Source organism: Pseudomonas sp. TNT3 (assembly GCF_010095445.2).
GTDB lineage: Bacteria > Pseudomonadota > Gammaproteobacteria > Pseudomonadales > Pseudomonadaceae > Aquipseudomonas.
Map to the genome: position 1 here is coordinate 24,375 of NZ_WFGV02000037.1, position 20,773 is coordinate 45,147.

Sequence of the window (20,773 nt, forward strand, 5' to 3'; positions counted from 1 at the left end):
ACCACCGACCGCACGCCTGTACGCCAGCGGATCTCGCCCGTACAATGCTCCGTCATTTCTCGTCATCAGCAACCGACAACGGCCAACCATGCGCACCAGTCAATTTTTGCTCGCCACACAGAAAGAAACGCCTTCCGACGCGGTCGTCATCAGCCACCAGCTGATGCTGCGCGCCGGCATGATCCGCAAACTCGCTTCGGGCCTGTACACCTGGCTGCCCATGGGCCTGCGAGTGATGCGCAAGGTTGAAGCCGTCGTTCGTGAAGAAATGAACGCCGCGGGTTCTCTCGAAGTGTTGATGCCGAGCACCCAACCGGCTGAGCTGTGGCAGGAATCCGGTCGCTGGGAAGAGTACGGCCCCGAGCTGCTGCGCTTCAAGGATCGTCACGGTCGCGATTTTTGCGCCGGCCCGACTCACGAAGAAGTGATCACCGACCTGATGCGCAACGAGTTGAGCAGCTACAAACAGCTGCCAATCAACCTGTATCAGATCCAGACCAAATTCCGTGATGAAATCCGCCCACGCTTCGGTTTGATGCGCGGCCGCGAGTTCATCATGAAGGACGCCTATTCGTTCCACGCTGACCAGCCTTCGCTGCAGGTCACCTACGATCGCATGCACCAGGCTTACTGCAACGTGTTCACTCGCCTGGGCTTGAAATTCCGCCCGGTTGAAGCTGACAACGGTTCCATCGGTGGCGCCGGCTCCCACGAATTCCACGTACTGGCCGAATCCGGCGAAGACGACATCGTCTTCAGCAACGGGTCCGACTACGCCGCGAACATCGAGAAAGCCGAAGCAGTGCCCCGCGAAACATCCCGCGCAGCACCGGCCGAAGAGCTGCGCCTGGTCGACACGCCGAACGCCAAGACCATCGCGCAACTGGTCGAAGGCTTCAACCTGCCGATCGAAAAAACCATCAAGACCCTGGTGGTTCACGCTGAAGAAGAAGGCAAGCTGATTGCCTTGATCATCCGCGGCGACCACGAGCTGAATGAAATCAAGGCAGCGAACCAGCCAGGCGTTGCCAGCCCGCTGGTCATGGCATCCGAATCCGAACTGCGCGACGCCATTGGCGCCGGCGCCGGCTCGCTCGGCCCATTGAACCTGCCGCTGCCAATCATCATCGACCGCTCCGTCGAGCTGATGAGCGACTTCGGTATCGGTGCCAACATCGACGACAAGCATTACTTCGGCGTGAACTGGGAGCGCGATCTCCCAGTTCCAACCGTTGCCGACCTGCGCAACGTCGTAGCGGGTGACCCTAGCCCGGACGGTAAAGGCACACTGGAAATCAAGCGCGGCATCGAAGTCGGGCACATCTTCCAGCTGGGCAACAAGTACAGCAAAGCGATGAAATGCGAAGTGCTGGGCGACAACGGCAAGCCGGTCACCCTGGAAATGGGCTGCTATGGCATCGGCGTTTCCCGCGTGGTGGCTGCCGCCATCGAGCAGAACAATGACGCCAACGGGATCATCTGGAGCGACACGCTGGCGCCGTTCCAGGTTGCACTGGTCCCTCTGCGCTACGAAACCGAACAGGTTCGCGAAGCCACTGACAAGCTGTACGCAGAACTGACGGCTGCCGGCTTCGAAGTGCTGTTGGACGACCGTGACAAGAAAACCAGCCCGGGCATCAAGTTCGCGGACATGGAACTGATCGGTATTCCTCACCGGATCGTGGTCAGTGACCGCGGCCTCGCCGAAGGCAACCTGGAATACAAGAGCCGTACCGAGCCTGAAGCGCAAGCGCTGCCGGTTGCTGACGTGCTGTCCTTCCTCCAGGCCCGTATCCGCCGCTGACACCAGATAGAGAAGTCATGTTCAAGCGAAACACCTTAGGCCTCGGTGGTGCTGCCCTGTGCGGCACCCTGCTGGTCAGCGGCTGTGCCAATCACATGTCGCAACGCAGCGAGCACGAGGAACGTGTCGAGCGCAAATTACTCGATCACAGCCTGCAGATCGATGTCGGCGAGCCCAAGGTGCTTGAGCTGCCACAACGTCGGGTGAAGATCCACGAGCAGAAAACGTTCGAAGTCACCGAATTTGAAGTGACGCGTCACTACGATCGCTACACCCCATACCAACCCTGGCGGGAGGCTTACGAAATTCCGCTGGGTGCGGTTGCGGTCGTGGCAGGCGTGGGTGCGAATGTCGTCAATGTGTTTGCTCTTGGCAACCTGCCGGACAGCGTGACCAAAGATTGGCTGAGTTACGGTTTCGCCGGGCTTAATCCGTTCATGAACGTGCAATCCCATGGTCGTGCGCAGCAAAACCTGGCGGGCATCGACGAAGTCCAGCAGGACAAGCGTACCGAGTACTCAAGCCTGCCTTGGAGCGAGCGTCCGGTGCAGGTCAAGGCTGGCAAGGAAACGTTTGAGCTGACCACCGACAAGAACGGTGTTTTACGCCTGAACCTGCTGGACAGCCCGTTCGCTGAACATGACATCAATCATCTGAGTCGGCTTCTGATCAGCGTCGAAGATGGCCAGGGCGATGTGCACACTGATCTGCCCCTCATGGTCAGCAGCTCTTTGCGTGGAAAGTTGCTGGAAGCTCACGGGCTGATTTACGACGATCTCGAAGACGACGAAGTGAGCCAGTGGGTCCACCGGGTCAAGCGCCTGTCGGAGCTGGGCCTGGAAGAGGAAGCCAGTGAACTGGAACAGAGCCTGATCGAATTGACGCGCAACGACCCTGAACTGCAGACCGAATTCCTCAAGTCACTGACCAAGGATGCCGGGCGCCTGGTGGCGGATCCGGGACCGAATTAAACCGCTTAAAGATCGTCCGAACGCGGCCCGAGCCTGCGGCAGCTCCTACAGAAGAACGCATTCTCGCGTAGGAGCTGCCGCAGGCTCGGGCCGCGTTCGGACGATCTTTTGATCTTAAGACCTCAACGCTCAAACAACTCCATCTGCTCGAACCCGCCTCGCAAATCCTCCAGCCTGACCCCTATCCCCAGCAATCGCACCGGCTTCGCGCCGCGGTTGAATGCCTGGGTCAGCAACAACTGATAACTCCCAAGATCCCGCCCTGCCCCGGCCTGCTCCAGCGTGGTCTGGGTGAAATCATGAAACTTCACTTTGACGAAAGGCTTGCCCGGCCGGTAACTGCTGTCGATCCGTGACATGCGGTTACTCAACGTTTCGAGCAACTCGGGCAACTTGTCCAGGCAACTCACCAGATCCGGCAGATCCACGTCATAGGTGTTCTCGACACTGATTGACTGGCGACGACTGTCGTTGTGCACCAGTCGATCATCAATCCCACGCGCCAGACTCCACAGTCGTTCCCCGAAGCTGCCGAACTCGCGCACCAGCGCCAACTTGTCCCAGTCGCGCAAATGCGAGCAGTCGACGATGCCCAGCCTGCCCAGCTTGTCCGCGGTCACCTTGCCGACCCCGTGCAGCTTGCTGACCGGCAAACCACTGACGAAGTCCTCCACCTGATCCGGCGTGATGACGAACAAACCGTTGGGTTTCTTCCAGTCGCTGGCGATCTTGGCCAGGAACTTGTTCGGCGCCACGCCAGCCGAGACCGTGATGTGCAGCTGATTGGAGACACGCCGACGGATTTCCTGGGCGATACGCGTCGCACTGCCGCCGAAATGCGCACTGTCCGACACATCAAGGTAAGCCTCATCAAGGGACAGCGGCTCGATCAGGTCCGTGTAATCGCGAAAGATCGTATGGATTTCCTTGGACGCTTCTCTATAGGCGTCCATACGCGGCTTGACGATCGTCAGGTCTGGGCACAGTTTCATCGCGTGTCCGGAAGACATGGCCGAACGCACGCCATACGCCCGCGCTTCGTAGTTGCAGGTGGCGATCACCCCGCGCCGATCCGCCGAACCACCCACGGCCAAGGGTTTTCCGGCCAGCTTCGGTTCGTCACGCATCTCGATGGCGGCATAGAAGCAATCACAATCGACGTGGATGATTTTTCGCTGGTTCATATAAAGGTGGTGAGGAGTATCGGCGAGTCGGATCGGCAGTATCTCACTCACACCTGTATATAGCACCAGTGGTCAGAATCTTCTTTTTTACGCGTAGGAAAAAAGATGAATTTGTTTTTTCAATCGAAAACCATCCGTCAATAGAGCTGAAAGCCTTGTAGCGCCTGACCTGCAGGCCTTTTTACAGCACTCTTTTTGAGCTAAGCGATTGAACCACCACAGGTTTTCTCGGATTTCATGGTTGACACACCTGCGATCCTCTGTAGAATGCCGACACACAGACGCGGGATGGAGCAGTCTGGTAGCTCGTCGGGCTCATAACCCGAAGGTCGTCGGTTCAAATCCGGCTCCCGCAACCAAACATCAAAAAAGGCTACTCGAAAGAGTGGCCTTTTTTGTGGGCGCTTGTTTTGTACGCCTAAGCGCGACATTAAGCAGCTAGGCAAATAACAGGCACTGAAGAGAAATCGTTCCGATTCCGAAACTTATGTCTCCAAGACAACCACTCCGCCGCTCATTTACGCTTATTTGGCTTCTTTCTGGATTAACGGTTGACACCCCGGCGTATCTCTATAGAATGCCGCCACACAGACGCGGGATGGAGCAGTCTGGTAGCTCGTCGGGCTCATAACCCGAAGGTCGTCGGTTCAAATCCGGCTCCCGCAACCAAACATCAAAAAAGGCTACTCGAAAGAGTGGCCTTTTTTGTGTCTGTTGAAAAAGTCCTTTCGCAACAATGATCTGTCATCGTGAAGGTGAGCCGTTAGTGGTCACTCCGTGCCGAGTTCAGACTATGCTCATCCCAGGCAGCCCCCCTCTTCGCCTGATGATGCGCCTTCACCCGATGACGGTGAGAGGCGTTAATATTTGTAATTATTTTTTTCTACAGGGATTGGTAACTTGGCTGGATACCCCCATCCTGTCGCGCACAATCCAAGAGGTGATTGATGCGCGCCAACTCGTCTGATCCACAAGACACCGTTACAGCCACACAACCGATCAAAGCAGAGCGTCTGCGCCTGCTGGATCTGGTCAGCAAATATCGCCAGCCTATCGGCCTGGCGGTGACGGTGCTGCTGTTTGCTATCGCGCTGATTGCCTGTCGCCATCTGTTGAGCGAACTCGACCTCTACGCCCTGCATGACTCGATTCTCGAAGTTCCGAAGCCCGCGCTACTCGGTGCACTCGCAGCCACCGTGGTCGGCTTCATCATATTGCTGGGTTATGAGTGGTCGGCCAGTCGCTATGCCGGTGTGACACTGGCGCCTCGAATCCTGGCACTGGGCGGATTCACTGCGTTCGCGATCGGCAATGCGATCGGCTTGTCGATGCTATCGGGAGGCTCGGTTCGTTACCGTCTATATGCACGGCATGGCCTGGGGGCCTCCGAAGTCGCGCATATGACGCTGTTCGCCAGCCTCTCGCTAGGTTGCGCGCTGCCGCCACTGGCAGCGCTGGCGACGCTCAGCGACCTACCAGCAGCCTCTGCGGCCCTTGGGCTGTCCGAAATGTTACTCGGAGCGGTGGCAGCCGCTGTGCTGTTGCTCTTCAGCGTATTGGCCATAGGCATCTACCGCCGCCGCCTTCCGGATCAACCTTACAAGGACAACTTGCTGGTCAGGGTTGGACGCCGCACCTTGCGCCTGCCAGGCCGTCGCCTGACCTTCCTGCAACTGATCATCACGGCCCTGGACGTCGCAGCTGCCGCAACCGTTCTCTATTTGCTACTGCCCGAAGCTCCACCTTTCGGGGCGTTCCTGCTGGTCTACTTGTTGGCGCTGGCGGCCGGTGTGCTCAGCCATGTACCCGGCGGCGTCGGCGTATTCGAAGCGATCCTGCTGGCAGCCTTCGCCGATAAGCTCGGAGCCGCGCCGCTGGCGGCCGCACTTCTGCTCTATCGGTTGATTTACGTCATCCTTCCCTTGCTGGTGGCCTGCCTATTCCTGTTGATCAATGAAGGACAGCGCCTGTTCCAATCCCGTCAATCCCTGCGCGTCGCGTCCGGTTTGGCCGCCCCGATTCTGGCGGTACTGGTGTTCCTGTCGGGCGTGGTGCTGTTGTTTTCCGGCGTGACGCCTGAGATCGACACCCGCCTGGAGCACATCGGTTTTCTGATTCCTCATCGCCTGGTCGACGCCTCGCACTTCGGCGCCAGCCTGATTGGCGTGCTCTGCCTGTTGCTGGCCCAAGGCTTGCGCCGCCGTCTCTCTGCGGCGTGGATGCTCACGACCATCTTGTTGCTGGTGGGCGCCCTGCTCTCCCTGCTCAAAGGGTTCGACTGGGAAGAAGCCTGCCTGCTGACGCTGACCGCCAGCCTGCTGGGGGTTTTCCGTCGCTCGTTCTATCGCGCGAGTCGACTGACGGAATTACCGTTCTCGCCGCTGTACCTGGTCGCCAGCGTTTGCGTGCTCGCAGCGTCGATCTGGCTGCTGCTGTTTGCCTATCAGGATGTTCCCTACAGCCATCAACTGTGGTGGCAGTTCACCCTCGACGCCGACGCACCTAGGGGCCTGCGCTCGCTGCTCGGCGCCGCTGTGTTGCTGGTGGTGGTCTCCCTGACCTGGCTGCTGCGCACCGCGCGCCCCGTGATCCACCTGCCAACACAGGACGAACTGGACAGGGCCATAAAGATCCTCATGGCCTCCTCCCAGCCGGATGGTGGTCTCGCGCTGACCGGTGACAAAGCGCTGCTGTTCCATCCCGACGACCAGGCCTTTTTGATGTACGCCCGTCGTGGACGCAGCCTGGTGGCGTTGTACGACCCGATCGGACCGACCCAGCAACGGGCCGAGATGATCTGGCAGTTCCGTGACCTGTGCGACATCCATCACGCCCGGCCCGTCTTCTATCAAGTGCGCGCCGAGAATCTGCCGTACTACATGGACATCGGGCTGACCGCGATCAAACTGGGCGAAGAAGCCCGGGTCGATCTGCATCGCTTTGACCTTGAAGCCAAGGGCAAAGAGATGAAGGACCTGCGCTACACCTGGAACCGCGGCACGCGCGACGGCCTGTCGCTGGAGATCTTCGAGCCGGGACAGGCGCCTATGGACGAGCTCAAGGTGATTTCCGATGCCTGGCTGACCGGCAAGAACGTGCGCGAGAAAGGCTTCTCCCTTGGCCGTTTCAGCGATGACTACCTCAAACATTTCCGCGTAGCCGTCATTCGTTTCGAAGGACGCCCGGTGGCGTTTGCCAACTTGCTCGAGACTTTCGGCCACGACCTGGCGAGCCTCGACCTGATGCGGGCGCACCCGGACGCCCCGAAGCTGACCATGGAATTCATGATGGTCGGTCTGATTCAACATTATAAAAATCATGGATACGCGCGCTTCAGCCTGGGCATGGTGCCGTTGTCGGGGTTGCAACCCCGTCGTGGCGCACCACTGACTCAGCGTCTGGGCTCGATGGTTTTCCGCCGTGGTGAGCAGCTTTACAACTTCCAAGGTTTGCGCCGCTTCAAAGACAAATTCCAGCCTGACTGGGAACCCCGCTATATGGCCGTGCCCGCCGGACTCGATCCGCTGGTAGCCCTGGCCGACACTGCTGCCCTGATTGCGGGCGGCTTGACTGGATTGGTGAAACGCTGATGATTCAACGCTCCCTGCGGTATGTACTGGCCACACTGGTAGTGCTGGCCCTGATTCTCGGTGGCGGTTACTGGTACCTCAAACGCCCGGCACCGGCACCGACCCTCGAACGGCTGACACCGGCCGATGGCACCGTCATGACCCGTGTCATCCCGGGCACCACGCCGACGGCTCAGGTGCTGGTGGCGGTGAACGACGATCAGAAACTCAGCGACCAACAACTGATGACCCTGAGCCGTTCTGGCTCGGCGCAGATTGTTCAGGTGATTCTGCCCAAGGAGTGTCTGCTGCAAAGTCGCGCACTCCAAACGGGCCTGCGGGAATTGAAAGGCCCGGCGACCCTGGTCAGCGGCATTGGCCCCGGCGCCGTACTGGCGTGGCGCTGGTTGTCCGAGCAGAAGGATGACAAAGCCCAGGCAGTGTCAGTCGACCTGGCGCTGGAAAAGCCCGGCTGCACCCACCTGCTGCCGAAAAGCGCCGCCCACGGCCACTGGCTGGTGGCCTGGAACGATAACCCGGACGACGCCAGCGCAGGCTTCGTGCGCGATCAACCCAACGCCGAAACCAGCATCAGCGACTACGACATCAACCTGCCGCAAGTGCTGAACAACGAACTTCGCAAAATCCTGGTCGGTGGCGACAAGGCCGCCGGTGGCTTGCAGATCCCGGTGGTGGAAGTACCGGCGGGGCAAGCCAAGGACACCGTCACCCTGTTCCTTTCCGGCGATGGCGGCTGGCGCGACCTCGACCGCGATGTAGCAGGCGAGATGGCAAAGATCGGCTATCCGGTCGTCGGCATCGATACCCTGCGCTATTACTGGCAGCACAAGAGCCCTGAGCAAAGTGCGCTGGATCTGGCCGAGCTGATGCAACACTACCGGCAGAAATGGGGCACCAAGCGCTTCATCCTGACCGGTTACTCCTTCGGCGCCGACGTACTGCCGGCGATCTACAATCGCCTGGAGCCATCAGAACAACAGCGCGTCGACGCAATCATTCTGCTGGCGTTCGCCCGCACCGGCAGCTTCGAAATCGAAGTCGAAGGCTGGCTGGGCAACGCCGGCAAAGAAGCCGCCACCGGCCCGGAAATGGCCAAGTTGCCACCGGAAAAAGTGGTGTGCATCTACGGTGAAGAGGAAGCCGACGAAAGCGGCTGCACCGACAAAACCGCAGTGGGCGAAGCGATGAAACTGCCCGGCGGCCACCACTTCGACGAGAACTACCCGAAACTGGCGCAGCGGTTGGTGGACGTGATCGAGAAGCGACAAGCCAAGGATCAGACGGCTCAGGAGTGATCTGAAACTCGCCGACAAAAAAGCCCTCGCAGCCTATGGTTGCGGGGGCTTTTGGGTTAGATACAACGCTCTGCTGCTGCGTAAACTTCTTCGTCACGTCGAGCACCAACGGCAACGATCAATACCTGAATCGCCTTGCCATCTACTCGGTAAACAATGCGCGTGTCGCCTGTTCGGAACCGCTTACAGCCTGCAAAACTGGCCCTTTGGGGCTTGCCGCATAGCTAGACACACCAAGTGTCCACATTCCATAAAACATGGACACTTGCGCCGTTGGAAATAACGAGCCGTCAAGGATTTTCAAGATTTGTCAGACTTCTCTTGGAGGCAGGACTTTTGTCTGCCGATTTTCCAAATAGATAATGTTCACTCCGGTTTCATTCGTCAGCGGGAACCAACATCAGCGACTTGCAGTGTGAATGCCTTGGAGCTGCTGCCATCATCGCGGGCAAGCCCGCTCCCACAGGGTCCTTTGCTGGGTCCAGGCTAGACGCCCAGGCACAAAAAAGCCCCCGCTACCTTCATGGCAACGGGGGCTTTTTGATGTGGCGGACCTACATCTCGACCTGCGTCCCCAATTCAATCACCCGGTTCAGCGGCAGATTGAAGAAGCGCAAGTTGCCGTTGGCGTTCTGCAACATGAAGGCGAACAGCGCCTCACGCCAGCGCGCCATGCCTTCAAGCTTGGAGGCGATGACCGTCTCGCGGCTGAGGAAATAGGTGGTGCGCATCGGGCTGAAGTCCAGATCATCGAGGTGACACAACTTCAGCGCTTGCGGCACGTCCGGCTCGTCGACGAAGCCAAAATGCAGGATCACCCGGAAGAACCCTTCGCCGTAGGAATCGACCTCGAAGCGCCGGGTCGGCGGCACCCGCGGGATGTCTTCGTACACCACGGTCAGCAACACCACTTGCTCGTGCAGCACCTGGTTATGCAACAGGTTATGCAACAGTGCGTGTGGCACGGCGTCCGGCCGTGCGGTCAGGAACACGGCGGTGCCCTGCACGCGATGCGGCGGTTGGACGCGAATACTGCTGATGAAGATCGGCAGCGGCAATCCGCCTTCATCCAGCCGCTCGACCAGCAGTTGCTTGCCGCGCTTCCAGGTGGTCATCAGCACAAACAACGCGATACCGGCGATGACCGGGAATGCACCGCCCTGAACGATTTTCGGCACGTTGGCAGCGAAGTACAGACCGTCCACCAAGAGGAAACCGAGCAACACCGGCACGGCGAGGATCGGTGGCCATTTCCACAGCAGCAGCATCACGGCCGATACCAGAATGGTGGTCATCAGCATTGTGCCCGTCACCGCCACGCCATAGGCCGAGGCCAGGGCTCCGGAGGATTCGAAACCGAGCACCAACAGAATCACGCCGACCATCAGCGCCCAGTTAACCGCGCCGATGTAGATCTGGCCTTGTTCGGCGCTGGACGTGTGGCGGATGTGCATGCGCGGAATGTAGCCGAGCTGGATCGCCTGACGAGTCAAGGAGAACGCACCGGAAATCACCGCCTGAGAGGCGATTACCGTGGCCATGGTCGACAACCCCACCAACGGAATCAACGCCCAGCTCGGAGCCAACAGGTAGAACGGGTTGCGTGCAGCTTCTGGATCACCGAGCAGCAACGCACCCTGGCCGAAGTAGTTCAGCACCAGCGCCGGCAGCACCAGGATGAACCAGGCACGGGCAATCGGCTTGCGACCAAAGTGGCCCATGTCGGCGTACAGCGCTTCAGCACCGGTCAACGCCAGCACCACCGCACCGAGGATCGCCACACCCATGCCCGGGTGAACGATGAAGAAGCGCACGCCCCATACAGGGTTCATCGCCTTCAAGACTTCCGGGTGTTGCATGATGCCGTAGACGCCGAGCGCCCCGAGCACCACAAACCAGGTCACCATGATCGGCCCGAAAAGAATGCCGATCCGCGCAGTGCCATGACTCTGAATCAGGAACAGTGCCACCAGCACGACCAGCGACAGTGGCACCACCCAATGGTCGATGCCATCGAATGCCAACCCCAGGCCTTCAATCGCCGAAAGGACCGAAATGGCCGGTGTGATCATGCTGTCACCGTAGAACAGCGCTGCACCGATCAGCCCGCACACCACCAGCAAGCTGCGCAACTTCGGGTGCCCCGCCGCTGCCCGCCGGGCCAGCGCCGTCAAGGCCATGATCCCGCCTTCGCCCTGGTTGTCGGCACGCAAGACAAACATCATGTACTTGATCGAGACGACCCAGATCAGGGACCAGAAGATCAACGCCAGGATGCCCAACACACCGTCATGGTTGACCGGTACGCCATAGCCACCGGAAAACACTTCCTTGAGGGTATACAGCGGGCTCGTACCGATATCGCCATAAACCACCCCGACTGCCGCGACCAGCATGCCTATCGGCTTTGCTACCGAATGCTCGGCACCTGCCGCCTGACTACTTGCCTGCCCCATCTACCACTCCTACTACCCAGACCGGGCTTCTTTGGAAGAAGCACTATGCTTTGCCACGCAGCATGCGCTGTTTTACTTACGGTTACAGACGTTTTATTGACTATAAAAATTCGGTAAAGCGTAACGGCGCGAAGCATAGCGCAGCACTCGTCGTATTTCCCTCCATAAAGCTGGTCAAGTGAGCTTGCCATCGCTAGAATTGCGCACTTTTTGATCAGAGGCGCGATAAAGCGCCCGTCAGTCGCCTTGCCGTTCCCGGCTGGAGGCGTCACAAATACCGAGGTTAGACATGTCCACCACTCCTGCGCCGGCCAATCCAAAGGTTGGCTTCGTATCCCTGGGTTGCCCCAAAGCACTGGTCGATTCCGAGCGCATCCTTACCCAGCTGCGCATGGAAGGTTATGACGTTGTGTCCACTTATCAGGACGCCGACGTCGTGGTGGTCAACACCTGCGGTTTCATCGACTCGGCCAAGGCTGAATCCCTGGAAGTGATCGGTGAAGCGATCAAGGAAAACGGCAAGGTCATCGTGACCGGCTGCATGGGTGTCGAAGAAGGCGCCATCCGCAACGTGCACCCAAGCGTGCTGGCCGTTACCGGTCCGCAGCAGTACGAGCAGGTGGTCAATGCCGTGCACGACGCCGTGCCACCGCGCCAGGATCACAACCCGCTGATCGACCTGGTGCCACCGCAGGGCATCAAGCTGACCCCGCGTCACTACGCCTACCTGAAGATTTCCGAAGGCTGCAACCACAGCTGCAGCTTCTGCATCATCCCGTCGATGCGCGGCAAACTGGTCAGCCGTCCGGTGGGTGATGTGCTCGACGAGGCCCAGCGTCTGGTCAAGGCCGGCGTCAAAGAGCTGCTGGTGATCTCCCAAGACACCAGTGCCTACGGCGTCGACGTGAAGTACCGAACCGGTTTCTGGAACGGCGCGCCGGTCAAGACCCGCATGACCGAACTGTGCGAGGCCCTCAGCACCCTCGGTGTCTGGGTGCGTCTGCACTACGTTTATCCGTACCCGCACGTGGACGAGCTGATCCCGTTGATGGCCGCCGGCAAAATCCTGCCGTACCTGGACATCCCGTTCCAGCACGCCAGCCCGAAAGTCCTGAAAGCCATGAAACGCCCGGCGTTTGAAGACAAGACCCTGGCGCGTATCAAGAACTGGCGCGAGATCTGCCCGGACCTGATCATCCGTTCGACCTTCATCGTCGGCTTCCCGGGCGAAACCGAGGAAGACTTCCAATACCTGCTGAACTGGCTGACCGAAGCCCAGCTCGATCGCGTTGGCTGCTTCCAGTACTCGCCGGTCGAAGGTGCACCGGCCAACTTGCTGGACGCGGCGATCGTGCCGGACGACGTCAAGCAAGACCGTTGGGACCGCTTCATGGCCCACCAGCAGGCCATCAGCTCGGCTCGCCTGCAAATGCGCGTTGGCCGTGAAATCGAAGTGCTGGTCGATGAAGTCGATGAGCAAGGCGCCGTGGGTCGCTGCTTCTTCGACGCCCCGGAAATTGACGGTAACGTGTTCATCGACAACGGCAGTAACCTCAAGCCGGGCGACAAGGTCTGGTGCAAAGTGACCGACGCCGACGAGTACGACTTGTGGGCTGAACAGATCTAAACGCAAAAAATATAAAAAGCCCTGCTTTCTTGACGAGATGCGGGGCTTTTTTACGTCTATCGTTTTGTAACGAAAGGATTCTTTTCATTCACTTCGCAAGGGGCATTGGGCCATGCGCCACCATTCGGTTATCCACACACCGAAACACAGTGATTACGATGAACTCGTGCAAGTCTGGGAAGCCTCGGTGCGAGCGACGCATGACTTTCTCCCGGACAGCTACATCGAACTGCTGAAGAACCTGGTGCTGACCCGCTATCTGGATGCGGTCATGCTGATTTGCACCACAGACTCACGCCAACGCATCACCGGGTTCGCGGGGGTTGCGGCGGGCAAGATCGAGATGCTCTTCATCGACCCGGCGCATCGTGGCCAGGGTCTGGGGAAACAGCTGCTGCGCTATGCCATGGAACATCTGAATGCCGATGAACTGGACGTCAACGAACAGAACCCGCAGGCATTGGGGTTCTACTTCAAACAGGGCTTTGAGGTGATTGGTCGCTCAGAGCATGACGGTATGGGCCAGCCTTATCCGTTGTTGCACATGCGGCTGCGCCAGACGCAACAAATAACGCGAAATGGCTAATTAACCGTGAACACTGTGGGAGCTGGCTCGCCGGCGATAGCATCAACTCGGTCCAACAGACAACCGTGTCGCTTGCATCGCCGGCAAGCCAGCTCCCACATTAAAAGCACCTACAGCAAATGGAGCCGGGATTAACCGGCGCCCAGCAGGTACAATGCCCACCCCTTTTTTGTTACGGCCCTGTCATGACTGACCCGATTCGTCTCTCCAAACGCCTCATCGAACTCGTCGGCTGTTCCCGTCGGGAGGCTGAGCTGTTCATCGAGGGCGGCTGGGTCACCGTGGATGGCGAGGTCATTGACGAGCCGCAGTTCAAGGTCGACACCCAGAAAGTCGAACTCGATCCAGAAGCCAAGGCCACCGCGCCAGAGCCGGTGACGATCTTGTTCAACGTTGCGGCAGGCATGGATGCGGAAACGGCCATGGCGACCATCAGCGCTGAAACCCTGAGCGAAGAACACCGCTTCAGCAAGCGGCCGCTCAAGGGTCACTTCCTGCGCCTGACCGCCAGTACCGATCTGCAGGCCAATGCCAGCGGTCTTCTGGTGTTCACCCAGGACTGGAAGATCCTGCGCAAGCTCACAGCGGACGCCGCCAAGATCGAGCAGGAGTATGTGGTCGAGGTGGAAGGCGAGATGGTCGCTCACGGCCTCAACCGCCTGAACCACGGCCTGACCTACAAGGGCAAGGAGCTGCCGGCGGTGAAAGCCAGCTGGCAGAACGAGAACCGCCTGCGTTTCGCCATGAAGAATCCACAACCGGGCGTGATCGCCCTGTTCTGCCAGGCCGTCGGCCTGAAGGTCGTCGCCATTCGTCGAATCCGTATTGGCGGCGTGTCCATCGGCAAAGTGCCCGTGGGGCAATGGCGCTACCTGTCCGGCAAAGAGAAGTTCTAAGACTTTTCTCGCCGCCACACATTTTCGGCGCCGCTGCTTATGCGGCGCCCACTGCTGAATATCAGGATTGCACACCATGATTCACAACGACGTACTGCGCAGCGTGCGCTACATGCTCGACATCAGCGACAAGAAAGTCATCGAGATCATCAAGCTCGGCGGCATGGACGTGTCCCTGGAAGACCTGTTGACCTATCTCGATAAGAAAGAGGAAGACGAAGAAGGCTTTGTACGCTGCCCGGACGAAGTCATGGCGCACTTCCTCGACGGCCTGGTGATCTTCAAGCGCGGCAAGGACGACAGCCGTCCACCGCAGCCTATCGAAGTGCCGGTCACCAACAACGTCATCCTGAAGAAACTGCGCGTAGCCTTCGAACTGAAGGAAGACGACATGCACGCCATCCTCAAGGCCGCCGAGTTCCCGGTGTCCAAGCCTGAGTTGAGCGCGCTGTTCCGCAAGTTCGGCCACACCAACTACCGTACCTGCGGTGACCAGTTGCTGCGCAATTTCCTCAAGGGCCTGACCCTGCGCGTTCGCCCGCAGTAATAGTCTGCCAACTGTAGGAGCGCACGCCGGCTCCTACAGAGGCGGTGGCGTTTCAGGGCTTAACCGAAATGCTTCCCCATTCCTCGCAAAAATAGTGGCTCCGCTTTCAGCGGCTGACGACTAGGGTGTATTGACCCTCAGCTCTCAGGACTCGCCATGCATCCCTACTTTTCCCTGCAAGGCCGCACCGCTCTGGTGACCGGTGGCACCCGCGGTATCGGCAAAATGATCGCCAAGGCTTATGTCGAAGCGGGTGCGACGGTGTACGTCTGCGCACGGGATGCCGAGGCGTGCCTGCAGACCGCCGAGGAATTAAGTGCCTTCGGCCAATGCCACGGGATGGCAGCCAATCTCGCCACCGAAGAAGGTGTTCTGCAGCTGGCGACGCGCCTGGGTGAGCACATCACTCACCTCGATATTCTGGTGAACAACGCAGGCACTACTTGGGGCGCACCGCTTGAGAGTTACCCCGTGAAGGGCTGGGAAAAGGTCATGCAGCTCAACGTGACCTCCGTGTTCAATTGCATTCAGCAGTTCCTGCCGCTCTTGAAAAAGGCCGGCTCAGCCGCGAACCCGGCGCGAATCATCAATATCGGTTCAGTCGCGGGGATCTCATCCTTTGGCGAGCAGGCCTATGCCTACGGCCCCAGTAAAGCGGCTTTGCATCAACTGTCGCGAATTCTGGCGCGGGAACTGGTGAGTCAGCACATCAACGTCAACGTCATCGCACCGGGACGCTTTCCGAGCAAGATGACGCAGCACATTGGCGATGACGAGCAGGCTCTGGCGCAAGACACGGCGTTGATTCCGATGAAGCGCTGGGGACGCGAGGAAGAGATGGCGGCGCTGGCCATCAGCCTGGCGAGTACAGCTGGGGCGTACATGACCGGGAATATTATTCCGTTGGATGGTGGGTTCAGTCTCTGAGATAAGCGATGGCGGGCTGACAGTCAGCACCGATCCTGAGGTCGATCGGGTTATCATGCCCCCCCTGATCCCGCTTCGACCCTCATCATGACCTACAGCGTTTCCCCCATCGGCTTCGTGCGCTCCTGCTTCAAGGAAAAGTTCGCCATCCCGCGCCAGCCACAACTGGCCCCGGCCGCTCGCGGCGTGCTGGAACTGGTGGCACCGTTCGATCAGGGGGACGCCGTGCAGGGACTGGAGCAGGTCAGCCACGTCTGGCTGCTGTTCCTGTTCCATCAGGCGCTGGAAGAAAAACCCAGGCTGAAAGTCCGCCCGCCCCGTCTTGGCGGCAACAAGTCCATGGGCGTGTTCGCCACCCGCGCGACGCATCGGCCCAATGGCATCGGTCAATCCGTGGTGAAACTCGACAAGGTCGAAGCCAATCGACTGTTCATCTCCGGCATCGACCTGCTGGACGGCACACCGATTCTCGATATCAAACCGTACGTCCCCTATGCCGACATCATCGACACAGCCTCCAACAGCATTGCCAGTGCCGCCCCCCAATTGATTCCCGTGCAGTGGACGGACTCGGCACTGAAACAGGCTCACGGGCATGCTCAGCGGCTGGAAGAGCCATTGGTCCAGCTGGTTGAGCAATGTTTGGCGCAGGATCCACGGCCGGCGTATCAGACGCCTGTTCCTGAGCGGGAGTATGGCGCGCAGTTCTGGGATGTGGATGTGCGGTGGCATTACCCCGAGGCGGGGGTTATTCGCGTCCTGGAGGTCATTTCCGCCAAAGCCTGATCGCCAGAAACGAAAAAGCCCGCATGACCATCTCAGGCCATGCGGGCTTTTCTTTGCGCTACACATCTATTGTAGGAGCGAGCTTGCTCGCGAAAAACACCAAGTCAACGCATTCATTCTGGCTTCACGCGTCATCGTTCACGACCATCGCGAGCAAGCTCGCTCCTACAGGTGACCTAGGTCACTTCTCGACGAACGCACGCTCGATCAGGTAATCACCCGGCTCGCGCATCCGCGGCGAGACTTTCAGGCCGAAGCTGTTCAACACTTCGCTGGTCTCATCGAGCATGCTCGGGCTGCCGCACAGCATGGCACGGTCGTCCTGCGGGTTGATCGGTGGCAGACCGATGTCGCTGAACAGCTTGCCGCTACGCATCAGGTCAGTCAGACGACCTTCGTTCTCGAACGGCTCACGGGTCACGGTTGGGTAGTAGATCAACTTGTCACGCAACGCATCGCCGAAGAACTCGTTCTGCGGCAAGTGCTCGGTGATGAATTCGCGGTAAGCGACTTCGTTGACGTAACGCACGCCGTGGCACAGGATCACTTTTTCGAAACGCTCGTAGGTTTCCGGGTCCTGGATGACGCTCATGAAAGGCGCCAGACCGGTACCGGTGCTGAGCAGGTACAAGTGCTTGCCAGGCTTCAAGTCGTCCAGCACCAGCGTGCCCGTAGGCTTTTTGCTGATGATGATCTCGTCGCCTTCCTTCAGATGCTGCAACTGGGAAGTCAGCGGACCATCAGGCACCTTGATGCTGAAAAACTCGAGATGCTCTTCCCAGTTCGGGCTGGCAATCGAGTAAGCGCGCATAAGCGGGCGGCCATTGGGCTGTTGCAGGCCGATCATCACGAACTGACCGTTCTCGAAGCGCAGGCCCGGATCGCGGGTGCACTTGAAGCTGAACAGAGTGTCGTTCCAGTGATGAACACTGAGGACACGCTCGTGGTTCATGTTGCTCATGTACGGGGGACTCCTGGAGATTTTGCCTGCGCCGACGAGGTGCGCAATTGCATCGCATTCTAATCGCAGCGACAATATCTGTTAAATGGATTATTAAGATAAGGGTTATCGGTTATATCGATATGCGATTTACTCTCCGTCAACTTCAAGTATTCGTCGCTGTCGCCCAGCAGGAGAGCGTGTCCCGTGCTGCGGGCCTGCTTAACCTTTCGCAATCGGCGGCGAGCACCTCAATCACCGAGCTAGAGCGTCAGTGTAGCTGCCAGCTGTTCGACCGAGCCGGCAAACGGCTGAGCCTCAATGCCCTGGGTAAACAGCTATTGCCCCAAGCGGTGGCGCTGCTCGATCAGGCCAAAGAGATCGAAGACCTGCTTAATGGCAAGTCCGGTTTTGGCTCACTCGCAGTCGGCGCGACACTCACCATCGGTAATTACCTGGCAACTTTGCTGATCGGCAGCTTCATGCAGCGCCATCCGGAAAGCCAGGTGAAGCTGCACGTGCAGAACACTGCCAATATCGTGCAACAAGTCGCTCACTATGAAATTGATCTGGGTCTAATCGAAGGCGACTGCAGCCATCCGGACATCGAAGTGCAAAGCTGGGTCGAGGATGAGTTGGTGGTGTTCTGCGCACCGCAGCATCCCTTGGCCGTAAAAGGCACGGCGACCATGGAAGAACTGTCCCACGAGGCGTGGATTTTGCGCGAGCAAGGCTCTGGCACGCGCCTGACCTTTGACCAAGCCATGCGTCATCATCGCAGCGCGCTGAACATTCGCCTGGAGCTTGAGCACACGGAGGCGATCAAACGCGCTGTGGAATCCGGTTTGGGGATTGGCTGTATTTCGCGGCTGGCGCTGCGCGATGCTTTCAGGCGTGGCAGCCTGGTACCGGTCGAAACGCCGGACCTGGACCTGGCGCGGCAGTTCTATTTCATCTGGCACAAGCAGAAATACCAGACGTCAGCGATGCGCGAGTTTCTTGATCTGTGCCGCGCCTTCACCGCCGGGGTTCAGCGCAGCGACGAGATCGTCCTGCCCAACATCGCTTAAAGCAGAATGACTGCCCACACCAAAGCGATCATGGTCAACGCCACAAACTGAGCGGCGCTGCCCATGTCCTTGGCGTTCTTGGACAGCGGGTGCAATTCGAGGGAGATACGGTCGATGGCCGCTTCCACCGCGGAATTGAGCAGCTCGACAATCAATGCCAGCAGGCACACGGCAATCAGCAGCGCCTGTTCGACGCGGCTCACGTTCAAGAAGAACGACAAGGGGATGAGCACGACGTTGAGCAACACGAGCTGACGAAAAGCCGCCTCGCCAGTGAAGGCAGCGCGCAAGCCGTCCAGTGAATAGCCTGAAGCATTAAGGATGCGTTTTAGGCCGGTCTGGCCTTTGAAAGGAGACATAAAGTAGTCAACTGAACCAAAAAGAAGTGGGAAAGCTAGATCAAGCGAAGTCAAAAAAGCGTGAACATGCGCGCTTTAGTGACTCGAAATTGACTCAAGTTGTTGCAAGAGCAGCGCGGCCTGGGTCCTGGTCCGCACATTGAGCTTACGGAAAATGGCGGTGACGTGAGCCTTGATGGTCGCTTCCGACACACTTAACTCGTACGCAATCTGCTTATTGAGCAACCCTTCACAGACCATCGTCAACACCCGGAACTGCTGGGGTGTCAGACTTGCCAGCCCTTCACTCGCGGCCTTGGCTTCATCAGAAACACTGACGGCTTCGAAGGCTTGAGGGGGCCAGAATACGTCGCCATCCAACACAGCCTTCACGGCTTTTTGAATGACGCTCAAGTCACTGGACTTGGGAATAAAACCGCTGGCGCCAAATTCACGGGACTTGACCATGATCGAGGCTTCTTCCTGGGCCGACACCATGACCACGGGAATCTGCGGGTACTGACCACGCAACAGCACTAACCCGGAAAAACCATAGGCACCGGGCATGTTCAGGTCCAGCAACACCAGATCCCAGTCAGACTTTTCGTCCAGGCGGGTTTCCAGCTCGGCGATACTCGCCACTTCCACCAGGCGGACATCCGGGCCAAGGCCCAGGGTCAACGCTTGATGCAGCGCGCTGCGGAAAAGAGGGTGGTCATCGGCAATCAGGATTTCGTATGTGGCCATTTTTCAAATGATCCTGTTTTTCAAACAACTCGAGGTGCCGCCACGGAGCGGCACCAACAGGGCACGTTCAACACCAATAACGTGGTTCTTCACGTAAAAAAACGGTGTATCAAACTTTGGCCGCGCCCTAATCGGCGCCAAGCATGCCCAGCGAAGACGGGGTGGTCAAGTTACATGGCCGTCCCGTTCGTTGCAGTATGGGCGAAGCTCAGCACATCACCGGCGCAGTGCTCTGCACATAAGGCATGAGCTCGGCGTGAGCCGGTGTTGAAACGTTCATGTCCAGCTGATGTTTTGCATCGAGGTAATGCTGGCTGAACACGTCAAAATAAGCGTCCAGCGCTGACGCAGCGTCGGTATCGCCCGCAAGATCCAGACACAGGGCCGCCACTTCGGCGGTGCATAAATGTTCGCTGCGAGTGGAGCGCCGTAGCCGGTAACGAGAAAGCTTTTCCGGCAGCAGACTCAGGATTGGCAGCCGATCGAAATACGGGCTCTTGCGGAAAATCTTCCTGGCTTCGGTCCAGGTGGCATCCAGCAAGATGAACAGCGGGCGTTTGGTGCTATCGACGTCAACACTGTTAGTCACGCGCTCAGGTTCGACATACTCGCCGGGAAACACCAGATACGGCTGCCATTGGGGGTCAGACAACAATGACAGGAGCTGCTGATCGACTTCGGTCCGAGACCAGATGAAGGCGTGGTTATCGCGTATCACATCGGCGATCAGCCAACCGGTGTTGCTTGGCTTGAACACCTCCTTGTTGGTCATGATCAGGCATACGCCGGAGCGGGCGTCGACTTGCGGACGCCACGCGCACAGGCAGTGACTCTCTATGACACGACAGGCACGGCAGCGCGGCGCCCTCCAGCCGCGCGCCTGAATCGGCTTGATACCCTCCTCCTCACGTTGGTCGCGCAAGCGGGCTACGGCGTTGGGGGCGTGATTCATCTTGGGTAACACCGGCAGACAGGAAAACTCGACACGAACGGCACTCGGGGCAGTAAA

The 20,773-nt window shown here is 58.8% G+C and carries 17 protein-coding genes and 2 tRNA genes; 13 read left to right on the forward strand and 6 right to left on the reverse strand.

The window, feature by feature from the left end; translation table 11 throughout:
- Positions 1 to 88 precede the first annotated feature (88 nt).
- Positions 89 to 1,804 carry a proline--tRNA ligase gene (locus GBC55_RS20365; RefSeq protein WP_162439083.1) on the forward strand — a complete coding sequence of 572 codons (1,716 nt, stop codon included), beginning with the start codon at positions 89 to 91 and terminating at the stop codon, positions 1,802 to 1,804.
- Positions 1,805 to 1,821: 17 nt separating this feature from the next.
- Positions 1,822 to 2,775 (forward strand): hypothetical protein, encoded by a 954-nt coding sequence (locus GBC55_RS20370; RefSeq protein WP_162439084.1) that lies wholly within the window; start codon positions 1,822 to 1,824, stop codon positions 2,773 to 2,775.
- 122 nt (positions 2,776 to 2,897) lie between these two features.
- On the opposite strand, the gene dinB is transcribed toward GBC55_RS20370, so the two are convergent.
- Positions 2,898 to 3,959, reverse strand: coding sequence for a DNA polymerase IV (gene dinB / locus GBC55_RS20375; protein ID WP_162439085.1), 1,062 nt, complete (start codon positions 3,957 to 3,959; stop codon positions 2,898 to 2,900).
- Between the two features lie 282 nt (positions 3,960 to 4,241).
- Between dinB and GBC55_RS20380 the strand changes: the two genes are divergently transcribed.
- From GBC55_RS20380 to GBC55_RS20395, 4 genes are all read left to right on the forward strand, one after another.
- Positions 4,242 to 4,318: transfer RNA gene (locus tag GBC55_RS20380), tRNA-Met, on the forward strand.
- A gap of 233 nt (positions 4,319 to 4,551) precedes the next feature.
- Positions 4,552 to 4,628: transfer RNA gene (locus tag GBC55_RS20385), tRNA-Met, on the forward strand.
- Between the two features lie 278 nt (positions 4,629 to 4,906).
- Positions 4,907 to 7,549, forward strand: a complete 2,643-nt coding sequence (mprF, locus tag GBC55_RS20390; RefSeq protein WP_162439086.1) for a bifunctional lysylphosphatidylglycerol flippase/synthetase MprF — start codon at positions 4,907 to 4,909, stop codon at positions 7,547 to 7,549.
- Complete coding sequence (locus tag GBC55_RS20395) at positions 7,549 to 8,844, forward strand: virulence factor family protein (protein WP_162439087.1); 1,296 nt, start codon at positions 7,549 to 7,551, stop codon at positions 8,842 to 8,844. Before mprF ends, GBC55_RS20395 begins: the two co-directional genes overlap by 1 nt.
- Before the next feature lie 554 nt (positions 8,845 to 9,398).
- Here GBC55_RS20395 and GBC55_RS20400 read toward each other — a convergent pair.
- Positions 9,399 to 11,300 (reverse strand): potassium transporter Kup, encoded by a 1,902-nt coding sequence (locus tag GBC55_RS20400; protein WP_162439088.1) that lies wholly within the window; start codon positions 11,298 to 11,300, stop codon positions 9,399 to 9,401.
- 289 nt (positions 11,301 to 11,589) lie between these two features.
- On the opposite strand from GBC55_RS20400, the gene rimO reads away from it, so the two are divergent.
- From rimO to tsaA, 6 genes are all read left to right on the forward strand, one after another.
- Positions 11,590 to 12,927 carry a 30S ribosomal protein S12 methylthiotransferase RimO gene (gene rimO, locus GBC55_RS20405; RefSeq protein ID WP_162439089.1) on the forward strand — a complete coding sequence of 446 codons (1,338 nt, stop codon included), beginning with the start codon at positions 11,590 to 11,592 and terminating at the stop codon, positions 12,925 to 12,927.
- Positions 12,928 to 13,039: 112 nt separating this feature from the next.
- Positions 13,040 to 13,513 carry an acetyltransferase gene (locus GBC55_RS20410; RefSeq protein WP_162439090.1) on the forward strand — a complete coding sequence of 158 codons (474 nt, stop codon included), beginning with the start codon at positions 13,040 to 13,042 and terminating at the stop codon, positions 13,511 to 13,513.
- 185 nt (positions 13,514 to 13,698) lie between these two features.
- Positions 13,699 to 14,409: an rRNA pseudouridine synthase gene (locus GBC55_RS20415; protein ID WP_162439091.1), complete on the forward strand. Its 711-nt coding sequence runs from the start codon at positions 13,699 to 13,701 to the stop codon at positions 14,407 to 14,409.
- A 76-nt stretch (positions 14,410 to 14,485) separates the two neighbouring features.
- Complete coding sequence (locus GBC55_RS20420; RefSeq protein WP_162439092.1) at positions 14,486 to 14,956, forward strand: DUF1456 family protein; 471 nt, start codon at positions 14,486 to 14,488, stop codon at positions 14,954 to 14,956.
- Positions 14,957 to 15,112: 156 nt separating this feature from the next.
- Positions 15,113 to 15,883, forward strand: coding sequence for an SDR family oxidoreductase (locus GBC55_RS20425; protein WP_162439093.1), 771 nt, complete (start codon positions 15,113 to 15,115; stop codon positions 15,881 to 15,883).
- Between the two features lie 87 nt (positions 15,884 to 15,970).
- Positions 15,971 to 16,669: a tRNA (N6-threonylcarbamoyladenosine(37)-N6)-methyltransferase TrmO gene (tsaA, locus tag GBC55_RS20430; protein ID WP_162439094.1), complete on the forward strand. Its 699-nt coding sequence runs from the start codon at positions 15,971 to 15,973 to the stop codon at positions 16,667 to 16,669.
- A 181-nt stretch (positions 16,670 to 16,850) separates the two neighbouring features.
- Here tsaA and fpr read toward each other — a convergent pair whose 3' ends face one another.
- The gene (gene fpr, locus GBC55_RS20435; protein WP_008054100.1) at positions 16,851 to 17,630 is read right to left on the reverse strand and encodes a ferredoxin-NADP reductase; all 780 of its coding nucleotides are present in this window, start codon (positions 17,628 to 17,630) and stop codon (positions 16,851 to 16,853) included.
- A gap of 122 nt (positions 17,631 to 17,752) precedes the next feature.
- Here fpr and GBC55_RS20440 point away from each other — a divergent pair, with 122 nt between their 5' ends.
- Entirely contained in the window at positions 17,753 to 18,679 is a 927-nt protein-coding gene (locus GBC55_RS20440; RefSeq protein ID WP_162439095.1) for a LysR family transcriptional regulator, read from the forward strand.
- Here GBC55_RS20440 and GBC55_RS20445 read toward each other — a convergent pair.
- The 3 genes from GBC55_RS20445 to GBC55_RS20455 form a co-directional block, all read right to left on the reverse strand.
- Positions 18,676 to 19,038, reverse strand: a complete 363-nt coding sequence (locus tag GBC55_RS20445; protein WP_092272298.1) for a diacylglycerol kinase — start codon at positions 19,036 to 19,038, stop codon at positions 18,676 to 18,678. The two genes, GBC55_RS20440 and GBC55_RS20445, sit on opposite strands and share 4 nt — an antisense overlap.
- 75 nt (positions 19,039 to 19,113) lie before the next feature.
- Positions 19,114 to 19,764: a response regulator transcription factor ErdR gene (gene erdR / locus GBC55_RS20450; protein ID WP_162439096.1), complete on the reverse strand. Its 651-nt coding sequence runs from the start codon at positions 19,762 to 19,764 to the stop codon at positions 19,114 to 19,116.
- Between the two features lie 208 nt (positions 19,765 to 19,972).
- Positions 19,973 to 20,716, reverse strand: coding sequence for a tRNA-uridine aminocarboxypropyltransferase (locus tag GBC55_RS20455; RefSeq protein ID WP_162439097.1), 744 nt, complete (start codon positions 20,714 to 20,716; stop codon positions 19,973 to 19,975).
- Positions 20,717 to 20,773 lie beyond the last annotated feature (57 nt).